We start from the raw sequence: 12,619 nt of genomic DNA, 5'->3' as shown, positions 1-12,619 counted from the left end.
ATTCTCGAGCGGCATACGCCATCTCGATCGCCTACGGGAGGAGTGGCCCGCGTGTGCGCTGGGCCCACCTGACACGTGACTGAACCTACGCAGACCTCGACCTCCGGACGCAACGCGCCGCCGCGCGACACCCGCCGGGTGGACCACCCGGCCCTCGAGCCCCGGATCATCCGCAAGCAGGACAAGCTGGGGATCGACTGGATCGTCTTCGGCATCACCGCCGTGCTGTCCCTCGCCTTCGTGCTCTGGGGCGTCATCAGCACCTCGTCGCTGTCCGATGCCTCGGCCAGCGGCCTGGACTGGGTCGTGACCAACACCGGCTGGCTCTTCGCCCTCGCGTCCACCGGCTTCGTCTTCTTCGTCATCTGGCTCGCGGCGAGCAAGTACGGCAACATCCCGCTCGGCGCCGACGGCGAGGAGCCGGAGTTCCGCACCGTCTCGTGGATCGCGATGATGTTCTCCGCCGGCATGGGCATCGGCCTGATGTTCTGGGGCGCCGCCGAGCCGCTCGCGCACTACCTCACGCCGCCGCCCGGCACCGGTGAGGCGGGCAACGACAGCTCGACGCGCACCGCGATGGCGACGACCCTCTTCCACTGGACGCTCCACCCCTGGGCGATCTACACCGTCGCGGGTCTGGCCATCGGCTACGGCGTCTTCCGCAAGGGCCGCGGCCTGACGATCAGCGCGGTCTTCGAGCCGCTCATCGGCAAGCGCCAGGTCAACGGCCCGGTGGGCAAGGTCATCGACATCTTCGCGATCTTCGCCACGCTCTTCGGCTCCGCGACCTCGCTCGGCCTCGGTGCCCTGCAGATCGCCTCCGGCGCCAAGATCGTCGGCTGGGCCGACGACGTGACCAACACGGTCCTCGTGCTCATCATCGTCGTGCTGACGATCTGCTTCATCTTCTCGGCCGTCTCCGGCGTCGAGAAGGGCATCCAGTGGCTGTCCAACACCAACATGGTGCTGGCCTTCGTCCTGGCGCTCTTCGTCTTCATCGTCGGCCCGACGATCTTCATCCTCAACCTCGTCCCGACCTCGCTCGGCACCTACATGCAGCACCTCATGGAGTACTCCGCGCGCACCAACGCGCAGGGCGAGCACGGCATCAAGTCGTGGCTGTCCGGATGGACGATCTTCTACTGGGCCTGGTGGGTCAGCTGGACCCCCTTCGTCGGCATGTTCATCGCCCGCATCTCCCGCGGCCGCACCATCCGTGAGTTCGTCACCGGTGTGCTGCTCGTCCCGAGCACGGTGAGCCTCATCTGGTTCGCGATCTTCGGTGGCGCCGCCATCAAGGCGCAGGAGATGGGCGCGACGCTCGACAAGTTCGGCGACGGCGAGGAGAGCACGCTCTTCGCGCTCCTCGACTCGATGCCCTGGGCGGGGGTCACCTCGATCCTCGTCATGGTCCTCGTGGCGATCTTCTTCGTCTCGGGTGCCGACGCCGCCTCGATCGTCATGGGCTCGCTCAGCGAGCGCGGCACCCTCGAGCCCAACAAGTTCACCGTCGTCTTCTGGGGTGTGGCCACCGGTGCCGCGGCCGCGATCATGCTGACGATCGGCGGCGAGGACTCGCTGACCGGTCTGCAGCAGGTCACGATCATCGCGGCCCTGCCCTTCGTGCTCATCATGATCGGCATGGCCGTCGCGCTCGTGAAGGACCTGCAGGCCGACCCGATGGCCGTCCGGCGTGCCTACGCCGTCGAGGCGCTCAAGCAGGCCGTCGTCGCGGGTGTCACCGAGCACGGTGACGACTTCGTCCTGTCCGTCGACCACGCCGAGCCGGGCGAGGGCATCGACCGCGACAAGGTCGCGGCCGTCGTGCCCGAGTCGAGCAGCTCGTCGACCCCCGAGCAGCCGAAGGACTGACTGCTCGAACCGTCCGGGGCCTGAACACCGATGTGGGTGTTCAGGCCCCGACGCCTATCCTTGGGCGCATGCACATCGGAGTCTTTGGAGCCACCGGCCAGGTCGGACAGGTCATGCGCACGCTGCTCGAGGAGCGGGACTTCCCCGTCACCTCGATCCGCTACTTCGCCTCTGCCCGGTCCGCCGGGTCGACCCTGCCGTGGAAGGGCGAGGAGGTGACCGTCGAGGACACCGCGACCGCCGACTTCTCCGGTCTCGACATCGCGCTGTTTTCCAACGGCGGGTCCACGAGCAAGGAGTGGGCGCCCAAGGTCGCGGCCGCCGGCGCCACCGTGGTCGACAACTCGAGCGCCTGGCGCAAGGACCCCGAGGTCCCGCTCGTCGTCTCCGAGGTCAACTCGGGCGACCTCGACGACCTGCGCAAGGGCATCATCGCCAACCCCAACTGCACGACCATGGCCGCGATGCCGGTGCTCAAGCCGCTGCACGACGAGGCGGGCCTCGTCGCCCTTCGCGTCGCCACCTACCAGGCCGTCTCCGGCTCCGGCGGCGCCGGCCTGACCGAGCTCGACAGCCAGCTGCGCGGCGGCTACGCCTCCGGCGACCCCAAGGACCTCGCCCGCGACGGCAGCGCCCTGACGCTGCCGGCCCCGCAGGTCTACGAGGTGCCCGTCGGCTTCAACGTCGTCGCGATCGCCGGGTCCGTCCAGGACGACGGCACCCTCGAGACCGACGAGGAGCAGAAGCTGCGCAACGAGTCGCGCAAGATCCTGCACATCCCCGACCTGCGCGTCTCCGGCACCTGCGTGCGCGTGCCCGTCTTCAGCGGCCACTCGCTGGCGATCCACGCCGAGTTCGAGCGCGAGATCAGCCCTGAGCGCGCGACCGAGATCCTCGAGTCGGCCGACGGCGTCGTCGTGACGGCCGTGCCCAACCCCCTCGAGGCCACCGGCAAGGACGAGGTCTTCGTCGGCCGCATCCGCGTCGACCAGTCGGTCGCCGACGGCAAGGGCCTGACGCTCTTCGTCGTTGGGGACAACCTGCGCAAGGGCGCCGCCCTCAACGCCGTGCAGATCGCCGAGGCGATCGTCGCGCGCAAGGGCTGACGGCGCCTCGTCCCACCCGTCACCCGATTCTCGGGTCACCCGATGAACCCCGGCTTCGCAAGGGTTTGGTACTCCTGCGAAGCCGGGGTTTCTCTTGCTCAGCGCGAAGGGAGGACCGCTCGGGCCGTCGTCGCGTCGAGGTGGCGGACGTAGAAGTCCTCGTGCGCGGAGGACGCCGCGGCCCAGGTGTAGCCGGCCGCCAGCTCCCGCCCGGGCTCGGCGTGGCAAGAGGGGTCGGACAGCGCAGCGTCGAGCGCCGCCGCCAGACCGTCGACGTCGCTGCCGTAGCGCACGGTGTCCCCGAAGACCTCCCGCAGCACCGGCAGGTCACGGGCGACGACAGGTACCCCGGCGGCGAGTGCTTCCATCGCCGCGAGCCCGAACCCCTCCTTCGTCGAGGGGAAGCCGAGCACCTGTGCGCCGGCGACGAGTGCTGGCAGCTCGTCGTCGTCGACCGGCCCCAGCACGATCGGGCTGACGCCGAGCTCGCGGGCGCGGTCGTCACATCGGGCGCGGTAGTCGCGGTAGTCGAAGAGCGTCTCCCCACCACCGATGACGAGCTGCAGATCGCGGCGGTCGAGCCGGGCGAAGGCCTCGAGCAGGTCGATCGTGCCCTTGCGTGGCTCGATGCCACCGAGCGCCAGGACGTAGCCGCCCAGCCGGGCGGTCCAGGCGTCGCGGGCGGGCGCACCCTCGGGGCCGGCAGCGCGGGCGAACCGGCCCGCGTCGACCCCGTTGGGAATCACCGCCGCGCGGTAGCCGTAGGCGGCCTCGACCTCGTCGGCAACCGCCCGCGAGACGCAGATGCGCGCGGCCGGGGCGTGGATGGCGCGCTCGTGGCAGGAGACCAGACGAGGTGTCGTGAAGGCGTCCAGGTGGTGGATGGTGCGGATGGGCGCGACGCCGGCGTCGAGCACGGCATTGGCCGAGATGCAGTCCTGCGCGTGCACGACGTCCGCGCCGGTGTCGAAGGCCGCGGCCAGAGCCGCGATGGACCGCTCGATGCGGTCACCGACGCTCTCGTCCTCGCGGGAGACGAAGGGGACGACCCGCACCTGCACGCGCGGGTCGAGGTCCCGGAAGAAGGCGCGGTCACCGCCCCGTCCCAGGGTCCAGATCTCGACGTCGTGCCCGCGGGCCGCGAGTGCCTCTGACAGGGCGAGCGTGTGGACGACCCCGCCACGGGGCTTGGTGGAGTAGGTGAGCTGGGCGATACGCATGGGTGGTCCGATCGTGCGCCGCCGGTGACGGTCAGGCGCTGGTCGTGGTGAGTCGGTAGGCGTGCTCCACCCGCTGGTGGATGTGGTCGAGGGAGCGGCGGGCCCGCGCCACGGCAGTGCTGACATCGGCCCCGGCGACGGCCAGTCCCCCCTTCGCCCAGGTCTTGGCGACGATCTCGCCGGCGGGGTCGACGACCTTGGCCTGACCGAGGAAGCGCAGGCCCCCGAGCACCCCGGTCTGGTTCGACGACACGAGGTACACCTGGTTCTCGGCGGCCCGGGCGCAGTCGTAGAGGTCGAAGAGGTGGGCCTGGCGGTCGTTGCGGATCCGGTCCGACCGGTCTGTGACGCTGGCGGGCCACGCGCTGAGGCAGGTCACCACCTCGGCGCCGTCGAGGGCCAGCGTGCGGGCGGCCTCGGGGAAGGTCTTGTCGAAGTCGATGAGCATGCCGATCCGTCCGACCGGGGTGTCGAAGGCCCGGAAGCTGTCGCCGGGGCGATAGGCCTCGGCCTCGCCGAGCGGTAGGTGCACCTTGCGGTGCACGCCGAGCAGGCCGTCGCCGCTCACGCAGGCCGCGGTGTTGAAGCGCACCTCCTCGCCGTCGACGACGGCGCGCTCCGTGAGGCCGAAGCAGACCGTCATCCCGCCCGCCAGCGACACGACGGCGGCGACCTCGGGCCCGTCGAGCGCGATGGCCGGAGGCAGGTCGGCCCCCGTACCTCCCGGATGCCTCAGATCGCCGAGGTAACCGCCGATCGTGGCATCCGGGAGGACGAGCAGATCGACGCCGCGCTCGCGGGCCTGCTGGACGATGCCGGACAGCTTGGTGAGGGTGCGCTCGACGTCGCGTCCGAAGTGTGCGGCCACGGCCGCCATCGTCACGGTGCTCATCGGCCCAGACTAGGGACGTGTCAGGCCGCGCGGGCGGCCGCGCCCTCGGCGACGAGCGATGCCACGTGCTCCGCGTCGCGGGCGATCGCGTGGAACCGCCCGGAGCCCCATGTGTGGAGCCATGGCAGCCCGAGGAAGTGGAAGCCGGGCACCGACGTGGCACCGCGCTCGTGCCTCGGGTGGCCGTCCTCGTCGAGGACGCCGAGCTCGCCGAGCCAGCCCCAGTCCGCCCGGAAGCCGACGGCCCAGACGATGCTGCCGATGTCGCGGAGGTCGAGGCTGCTGCCCCCGGGCCGTGGTTGCCACACAGGGGCGTGGCGTGCCTCCACGGGAGCGTCGATCCCTTCCCGCTCGATGTACCGGTCGATGTCGTCCTTGATGGACTCGGCGACCGAGTCGGCGTGGTCGAGGTTGCTCGCCAGGGAGTCGTCGAAGTGGACTGCCCCGTCGACGACCGCGAGCGCCCGGCCGTGCAACGTCATGCCGCCGACGGCGAACCGCCGCAGATCGATGTCGCGGCCGCCGTCGCGCCCCGTGACGTAGTGGTTGGTGGACTCCCGCTTGGTGAGGCCGCGCGTCGTGACCGGCACGTCGTACAGGCCCATCTCGGCGAGCCAGGTCATGCAGTCCCTGCCCCGGTAGAACCGGGCGACACGGGGTGCCCGGCCCACGGCAAGGTGCACGTTGCGGCCCTCGATGTGCAGGTCTTCGGCGATCTGGGTGCCCGACTGCCCGGTGCCGACGACGAGCACCGGCCCCTCCGGCAGTTGGCGCGCGTTGCGGTACTCGTGCGAGTGCACATGCGTGACCGACGCCGGGACGTCCTTCGCCCAGTCGGGCACCACGGGCTCGTGGTACCCACCGGTGGCGGAGGTGACGGTGTCGGCGGTGATCACCCCGGCCGAGGTGACGACGGTGAAGCCGCCCTCCGGCCGCTGCTCGACCCGGACGACCTCGACGCCCTGCGCGACGGGAGCGTCGAAGGTGTCGGCATACGCCCGCACCCAGGCGTGGACCTCGTCGCGCGTCATGAACCCGTCGGGGTCCGGGCCGTCGTACGCGTATCCCGGGAGCCGGCAGTGCCAGTTCGGCGTGACGAGCGTGAAGGCGTCCCACCGGCCGTCGCGCCACTCGTGGGCGACCTCGTCACGCTCGATGACGATGTGCCGGATGTCCCTCTCGACGAGGTGGTGGCTGAGCGAGAGGCCGGCCTGCCCACCTCCCACGATGACGGCGTCGAAGTGTTCACCTGCGACGACTGGGGTCGGGATCATGATCCGGTCCTCTCGAGCTGCGGTTCCATGGTGAGCACCTCGACCTCGGCCGTCGGGTGGACGTCGGCCGGGTAGTGGGCGGCCGTGGACGCGATCGTCTGCTGCGACTGCATGGCCGAGGTGCAGGCCATGCCGTACTTCGCGCGCACACGCTCGCTGGCCTCGCCCAGGGCCGCGCCCGTCCGGGCGACGAAGTCCGCAAGCGGGTACCGGGCACCCGCCTCGAGGTGGTCGTGCATCACCAGGCTGGGGGAGTAGTGCGAGGTCTCGGCGCCGTCCGGCCAGCGCACGGAGAAGGTCATCTCAGGCATGGGCGAGCTCCCGCCACCGGTCGACGTGCGGCGCCGAGACCTCGGCCACCGGGCCGTACACGTGCGGGCACCGGTCGCGCAGGTGGAACATCCCGGCACGCATGGTCCGGAAGGTCGCGTCGACGTCGATCTCCGCGATCGCCAGCCCGGTCCCGAGCAGGGTGGTGGCGAGGATGTTGCCGCCCGGGTCGACGACCTTGGCGTTGCCGACGTAGCGCAGCGAGCCGAAGGTCCCGGACTGGTTCGACGCCATCCAGAAGACCTGGTTGTCCAGGGCACGCGCGATGTCGAACTGGTTGAACCGGTAGGTCCAGCGGTCCTCCTGCAGGTTGTCTGCCGTCGCGGTCCGGGCGGCGGGCCACGCGGACATGCTCACGACGATCTCGGCACCGTCGAGGGCGAGCATGCGGGCGGCCTCGGGGAAGGCCTTGTCGTAGCAGATCTGCATGCCGACACGGCCGACTGGGGTGTCGAAGGCGTGGTAGCTGTCACCCGCGGAGTACGACATGTTCTCGCCGAGGGGCTGGTGCACCTTGCGGTAGGAGCCGTAGATCGTGCTGCCGTCGAGACACACCGCGGCGTTGTAGCGGGTGTGCCCGTCGTCGGCGAGCTCGCAGAAGCCGATCGTCAGCACGATGTCACCCGCGAGCTCCTGCACGCGTCGGATCTCCGGTCCGTCCAGCCGGATCGCCGGCGGCAGGGACCTGCCCGTCGTCTGAAGGGTGTCCCCGTGGTTGCCGAGCGACGAGAGGTAGCCGCCGATCGCGGCCTCGGGGAAGGCGACGAAGGAGATCCCCTCGGCGCGGGCGTCGTCGAGCAGCTGGGCGATGAGGGCGTAGTTCTGCTCCAGGTCCCGGGTGAAGTTCGCGGACACGGACGCGACTTTGATGGTCATCGCAGGCCTCAGAGGTTGTAGGTGGAGTTGATGATGGCGCCCTTGCGGGCGTAGTGGATGAGGGCGTCCTGCACGTCCAGAGGGTGCGCGGGGATGACGCCCTCGATGAGGTCCTCCTCGCGGATGCCGTGGAGCGCGAGCCCGAAGCGACAGCAGTAGACCGTGCCGCCCTCCTTGATGAAGGTCTCGAGCGAGTCGTTCATGTTGAGCTCACCCGGGAAGCCCGAGTCACCCGAGGTCGGGAACCCGCGGTTCGCGGTGGCCGCCAGGGTCCCCGGTCCGTAGAGGTAGATCGCGGACTCGAAGCCCTTGCGCAGGGCGCGGGTGGCCTGGAGGACGGCGACGAAGCTCACCGACGACTCGTGCGGGATCCCGTGGATGAGGGTGAAGTAACTCTCCCCGTCCTCGGCATGGTAGTCGGGGAAGATCTTCGTCGAGCCGTACACGTTGCTGCCCTTGGGCAGGGCGGGGTGGGGGATCTCGCCGAGCGACTTGGCGATGTTGTCGGCGATCTGGGCGTCGATGTCGTTGGTCACGGTGGTGCCTTTCGTAGGGGTGCGGTGGGTGGTCAACCGGGCAGGAGCCCGGTGGCTGTGGGGCCGACGGCGTCGGTCTCGACGCCGTCCGGCCAGAGGAGGCGCACGCCGGGCTCGGCGGTGGCGGTGCCGATGCGCGCGGTCCGCGCGATCGGGGAGGTCATCCGCCCCTGCCCGGGGCGGTCGGCGGTGAGCATGGCGAAGCCGGGGAAGCAGGTGAGCCAGTCGCCGAAGGGGACGCCGTCCGGTGCGGGGATGGAGTCCGGTTCGAGGGTCGCCCCGACGCTCGACGCCTCGGCGAGCATCGCGGCCGTGCCGACGATGCCGGCCATGCTGACGTCCTTGGCCGCTGCGGGACGAGCACCCGCGACGAGCGACCCCAGTGCGCGCAGGTCGGCGCCGGTGCGGGTGGAGGTGCTGTCCCACTGACGGCCCTCGAATCCGGGACGCCAGCGACCGTGCAGGTCGACGGTGAGCGAGATGTCGTCCCCACGGCGCGCGCCACCACCGGGGACCGGGGCGTCCGTCCGGCCGAGGGCGGTGACGGTGAGCGCGGAGGGCACACCGATCTGGGTGTGGCCGCCCAGGACGGGCACACCCCACGCCTGGGCGGCGCTGCGGATGCCACCGACGACCCGCCGGGCGATCTCGGGGGAGGGGGCGCCGATCGCGTCGAGGAGGCCGACCGGCGAGGCGCCCATCGCGGCGAGGTCGTTGACGTTGACGAGCACGGCGCACCAGCCAGCCCACTCGGGGTCCCGGTCGACGAGGGCCGGGAGGATCGCGTCGCAGGCGGCGACGACGTCGGTGCCGGGGACAGGGGCTCCGTCGTCGCCGAGGAACTCGGCCCCGCCGAGGGCGAACGGGCTGTCCTGCCGCAGGTCGCCGACGAGAGAGCCCAGCTCGCTCTTGGTGGCTGCCACGAGGTCGCGGATCCGGGTGATGGGCCAGCGCATCCGCACGTGCGGCGTGCCCTGGATGCGCGTCGCCCCCCAGGCCGTCCACCCGAGTCTGCGGAAGAGGACCTCGTTGGGCTCCTGGACGGTCGCCTCGAAGCGCAGCACGCCCATCCGCAACGCGGTGGCGCAGGCCTCGCGGACGAGGGCGGGCCCGATGCCACCGGACTGGCGAGCGTCCCGACGCACCACGAGCCGGCTGCCCGTCCACCAGCCGATGTCGCGCCCCGGGGTGGCGGGGGCCAGCCTGACGCCGCCGAGCACTCGGCCGTCCGCGCCGCGGGCGACGAGGACGATCGTGCGCGGGTCGTCGTCGAGATCGTCGTGGTCGACGTCGAGGACGCGTTGCTCGGCGACGAAGACCTCGCGGCGCAGGGCCCGGTAGTCCGCCGTCTCGCGCGGGTCGGCACGGCCGATGATCCAGGCTCGCGTGTCGTGGGCCACCGTCGGCCCCATGAGCGAGGGGATCTCGAGCCGCATCAGGCACCTGCCGTCTGCAGGGCGCTGCAGGCGCCGCAGGCGGCGCACCCGGCTCGCTGGTCGGCGCCGCGCATCCCGGCGTCCCGCAGCAGTGTCGCCACGCGGGCCGTGACGTCGTTGACGACCTGCCGATCGGGGGCCGGGACGTGGTCGACGTCGGTCGCGAGGGTCCCCGCGAGCGGGCGGAAGGGGACGACGAAGGGGTAGACGCCCATGTCGACGAGCTCCCGTGCTCCGTCGACGAGCTCGTCCGGGTCCTCCCCGAGCCCGACGAGCAGGTAGGTCGAGACCTGGTTCCGGCCGAAGACCCGCACCGCCTCCCGCCAGGCCGTGCGGTACTCGGCCATGGTCACGAGTGACTTGCCCGGCATCCAGCGGGACCGTACGGCGTCGTCCATCGACTCGACGTGGATGCCGATGGATCGGGCGCCGGCGTCGTAGAGGTCGGTGATCGCCTGCAGGTCCGCGGGTGGCTCGCACTGGACCTGGATCTCCAGCGAGGGCACCGCGTCCTTGACCGCCCGGACGCATCGGGCGAGGTGCTTGGCGCCGCGGTCCCACCCGTTCGACGTCCCGGTGGTCATCACCATGCTCGTCACGCCGTCGAGGCGGACCGCCGCCTCGGCGACCTCGGCGAGCATCGCCGGGGTCTTGACGGCGATCGTCGAGCCGGCGTCGAGGGAGGCCTCGATCGCGCAGAAGCGACAGCGCTCGCTCTCGGCGTACCGCACGCACGTCTGCACGACGGTGGTGGCGAGCACGTTGGTTCCGTGGAGCTTGGCGATCTTGTCGTAGGCGACGCCGTCCGCCGTCGACAGGTCGTAGAAGCGGGGGCGGGCGACGGGGGAGATGTCGAGGCCCAGGTCCGCGCCGTCAAGCGTGAGACGGCCGGCCGGATCGACGACGTAGGGGCTGCTGCTGTCGAGCCGGAGTGCGGCTCCGAGGCCATCGATGGCAAAATGTCCGTCATCGCTCGGGCCCGCACCGCCCGTACGGCGGACCGGTGCGTCGCTACGGATGCCGAGGATCGCGATGTCGACACGGGTGGAGACGCGGTCGGGGTTCGGTGTCGGGTTCGGGGCCATGCGGCAAGTACACGGTCGGCCCGTTTCGGACTGGTTTCACTCGGAATGCAGGACTGTTTCCGGGTGAAACGATCGTGTTTCGTCCGCATCGTGACCCGGGTCATGGTCACCCGAGGCGAGGAGTATCGTGCTGGGCATGCGGACGGACCTGCTCCTTCTCTGCCGCGGCGAGGCCTGACAGACGGCCACCTCGTCGCGGAGTTCGTGGTGCCGGCCCAGCCCCCACCCAGTGACGAAGGACAGCAATGATCCACCCCCAGCAGGCCACCGCGATGCCGGTGAGCAAGTACATCCCCTTCCAGGAGCAGATCGCCGTCGAGCTGCCCGACCGCACCTGGCCCGACCGGGTCATGACGCAGGCCCCGCGCTGGTGCGCGGTCGACCTGCGCGACGGCAACCAGGCCCTCATCGACCCGATGGACGCCGAGCGCAAGCTGCAGATGTTCCAGCTGCTCGTCAAGATGGGCTACAAGGAAATCGAGGTCGGCTTCCCCAGCGCGAGCGAGACCGACTACAACTTCTGCCGCGAGCTCATCGACGGCGGTCACATCCCCGACGACGTGACGATCCAGGTGCTCACGCAGTGCCGTGACCACCTCATCGAGAAGACCTTCGACGCCATCGCCGGCAGCAAGACCGCGATCGTCCACTTCTACAACTCGACGTCCGTCCTGCAGCGCCGTGTGGTCTTCAACTCCGACCAGGACGGCATCGTCGACATCGCCCTGCAGGGCGCGCGCCTGTGCAAGAAGCTCGAGGAGACCATCCCCGACACGGACGTCTACTACCAGTACTCGCCGGAGTCCTACACGGGCACCGAGCTCGACTTCGCGGCCCGCATCTGCAACGAGGTCATCGACGTCATCGACCCGACGCCCGACCACAAGATGATCATCAACCTGCCGGCGACGGTCGAGATGGCCAGCCCCAACGTCTACGCCGACTCGATCGAGTGGATGAGCCGCCACATCGAGCGCCGCGAGTCGGTCATGCTCTCGCTGCACCCGCACAACGACCGTGGCGAAGGGGTGGCTGCCGCCGAGCTCGGCTACCTCGCCGGGGCCGACCGGATCGAGGGCTGCCTCTTCGGCAACGGCGAGCGCACCGGCAACGTCGACCTGGTGACGCTGGGGATGAACCTCTTCAGCCAAGGCATCGACCCGCAGATCGACTTCTCGCAGATGGACGAGATCCGCCGCACCGTCGAGCACTGCACCCAGCTGCCGGTGCACCCGCGCCACCCGTGGGGCGGCGACCTCGTCTACACGGCCTTCTCCGGCTCGCACCAGGACGCGATCAAGAAGGGCTTCGAGGACATGGAGGTGCGGGCCAAGGAGGCCGGCACCGACGTCAACGGCATCGACTGGGGCGTGCCCTACCTGCCGATCGACCCCCACGACATCGGTCGCTCCTACGAGGCCGTCGTGCGCGTCAACTCCCAGTCCGGCAAGGGTGGCGTCGCCTACCTGCTGAAGTCGGAGCACGGCCTGGACCTGCCGCGTCGCCTGCAGATGGAGTTCTCCGCGGTCGTCCAGCGCAAGACCGACAGCGACGGCGGCGAGATGAGCGGTCTCGCGCTGTGGCAGGTCTTCAACGACGAGTACCTGCACAGCGAGGACAAGGACGGCTGGGGTCGCTTCCAGCCGGTGCGCTCCACGCTCACCGGTGAGGACTCCGGTCTGGACCGCATCGAGGGGCACATCCTCGACGCCGGCCAGGAGGTCGAGATCTCCGGCAGCGGCAACGGCCCGATCGCGGCCTTCCTCGACGCCCTCGCCCCGCTGGGTGTCGACGTCCGCGTCCTCGACTACGCCGAGCACGCCCTGTCCGCCGGTGGCGACGCCCGCGCCGCCGCCTATGTCGAGTGCGCCGTCGGCGACCGCGTCCTGTGGGGCGTCGGCCTGCACGACTCGATCGTCAAGGCCTCGCTGCGGGCGATCCTCTCCGCCGTCAACCGCGCCGAGCGCGATGCGGCGGTCGGAGGGGCCTGAG

11 protein-coding genes are annotated in these 12,619 nt (G+C 70.6%); 3 read left to right on the top strand and 8 right to left on the bottom strand.

The window, feature by feature from the left end:
- Positions 1–75 precede the first annotated feature (75 nt).
- Both ACQBJO_RS10385 and ACQBJO_RS10380 read left to right on the top strand, forming a co-directional pair.
- Entirely contained in the window at positions 76–1,872 is a 1,797-nt protein-coding gene (locus ACQBJO_RS10385) for a BCCT family transporter (RefSeq protein ID WP_421008989.1), read from the top strand.
- Between the two features lie 68 nt (positions 1,873–1,940).
- The gene (locus ACQBJO_RS10380) at positions 1,941–2,978 is read left to right on the top strand and encodes an aspartate-semialdehyde dehydrogenase (protein ID WP_421008990.1); all 1,038 of its coding nucleotides are present in this window, start codon (positions 1,941–1,943) and stop codon (positions 2,976–2,978) included.
- A gap of 98 nt (positions 2,979–3,076) precedes the next feature.
- Here the strand turns inward: ACQBJO_RS10380 and ACQBJO_RS10375 are convergent, their stop codons facing one another.
- Genes ACQBJO_RS10375 through ACQBJO_RS10340 form a run of 8 tightly spaced genes read right to left on the bottom strand, consistent with a single transcriptional unit; the run spans position 3,077 to position 10,627 of the window.
- Positions 3,077–4,198 (bottom strand): MSMEG_0565 family glycosyltransferase, encoded by a 1,122-nt coding sequence (locus ACQBJO_RS10375; RefSeq protein WP_421008991.1) that lies wholly within the window; start codon positions 4,196–4,198, stop codon positions 3,077–3,079.
- Between the two features lie 31 nt (positions 4,199–4,229).
- A complete protein-coding gene (locus tag ACQBJO_RS10370; protein WP_421008992.1) occupies positions 4,230–5,090 on the bottom strand; it encodes a carbon-nitrogen hydrolase family protein in 861 nt (286 codons plus the stop codon).
- Positions 5,091–5,110: 20 nt separating this feature from the next.
- A complete protein-coding gene (locus ACQBJO_RS10365; protein ID WP_421008993.1) occupies positions 5,111–6,364 on the bottom strand; it encodes an MSMEG_0569 family flavin-dependent oxidoreductase in 1,254 nt (417 codons plus the stop codon).
- Positions 6,361–6,675 (bottom strand): MSMEG_0570 family nitrogen starvation response protein, encoded by a 315-nt coding sequence (locus tag ACQBJO_RS10360; protein WP_421008994.1) that lies wholly within the window; start codon positions 6,673–6,675, stop codon positions 6,361–6,363. The genes ACQBJO_RS10365 and ACQBJO_RS10360 overlap by 4 nt, the downstream gene beginning before the upstream one ends.
- Positions 6,668–7,549, bottom strand: coding sequence for a carbon-nitrogen hydrolase family protein (locus tag ACQBJO_RS10355; protein ID WP_421008995.1), 882 nt, complete (start codon positions 7,547–7,549; stop codon positions 6,668–6,670). The genes ACQBJO_RS10360 and ACQBJO_RS10355 overlap by 8 nt, the downstream gene beginning before the upstream one ends.
- Before the next feature lie 29 nt (positions 7,550–7,578).
- On the bottom strand, positions 7,579–8,106 hold the full coding sequence (locus ACQBJO_RS10350) for an MSMEG_0572/Sll0783 family nitrogen starvation response protein (protein WP_421008996.1): 528 nt from the start codon (positions 8,104–8,106) through the stop codon (positions 7,579–7,581).
- Positions 8,107–8,138: 32 nt separating this feature from the next.
- Positions 8,139–9,542, bottom strand: a complete 1,404-nt coding sequence (locus ACQBJO_RS10345) for an MSMEG_0567/sll0787 family protein (protein WP_421008997.1) — start codon at positions 9,540–9,542, stop codon at positions 8,139–8,141.
- Complete coding sequence (locus tag ACQBJO_RS10340) at positions 9,542–10,627, bottom strand: MSMEG_0568 family radical SAM protein (protein ID WP_421008998.1); 1,086 nt, start codon at positions 10,625–10,627, stop codon at positions 9,542–9,544. The genes ACQBJO_RS10345 and ACQBJO_RS10340 overlap by 1 nt, the downstream gene beginning before the upstream one ends.
- 245 nt (positions 10,628–10,872) lie before the next feature.
- Here ACQBJO_RS10340 and leuA point away from each other — a divergent pair, with 245 nt between their 5' ends.
- Positions 10,873–12,618 carry a 2-isopropylmalate synthase gene (leuA, locus tag ACQBJO_RS10335; RefSeq protein WP_421008999.1) on the top strand — a complete coding sequence of 582 codons (1,746 nt, stop codon included), beginning with the start codon at positions 10,873–10,875 and terminating at the stop codon, positions 12,616–12,618.
- Position 12,619: the final 1 nt, after the last annotated feature.

Origin of the sequence: Janibacter zhangyanbonis (genome assembly GCF_050507325.1) — a bacterium.
In the GTDB taxonomy this organism is placed as follows: Bacteria; Actinomycetota; Actinomycetes; order Actinomycetales; family Dermatophilaceae; genus Janibacter.
This window is presented reverse-complemented; position numbering and strand designations above follow the sequence as displayed.

Excerpts from the sequence above, each read along its gene's own strand:
- ACQBJO_RS10345 (WP_421008997.1), bottom strand. The coding sequence starts at position 9,542 with ATGCGGCTCGAGATCCCCTCGCTCATGGGGCCGACGGTGGCCCACGAC.
- leuA (WP_421008999.1), top strand. The coding sequence starts at position 10,873 with ATGATCCACCCCCAGCAGGCCACCGCGATGCCGGTGAGCAAGTACATC.
- ACQBJO_RS10380 (WP_421008990.1), top strand. The coding sequence starts at position 1,941 with ATGCACATCGGAGTCTTTGGAGCCACCGGCCAGGTCGGACAGGTCATG.
- ACQBJO_RS10340 (WP_421008998.1), bottom strand. The coding sequence starts at position 10,627 with ATGGCCCCGAACCCGACACCGAACCCCGACCGCGTCTCCACCCGTGTC.
- ACQBJO_RS10360 (WP_421008994.1), bottom strand. The coding sequence starts at position 6,675 with ATGCCTGAGATGACCTTCTCCGTGCGCTGGCCGGACGGCGCCGAGACC.
- ACQBJO_RS10370 (WP_421008992.1), bottom strand. The coding sequence starts at position 5,090 with ATGAGCACCGTGACGATGGCGGCCGTGGCCGCACACTTCGGACGCGAC.
- ACQBJO_RS10365 (WP_421008993.1), bottom strand. The coding sequence starts at position 6,364 with ATGATCCCGACCCCAGTCGTCGCAGGTGAACACTTCGACGCCGTCATC.
- ACQBJO_RS10375 (WP_421008991.1), bottom strand. The coding sequence starts at position 4,198 with ATGCGTATCGCCCAGCTCACCTACTCCACCAAGCCCCGTGGCGGGGTC.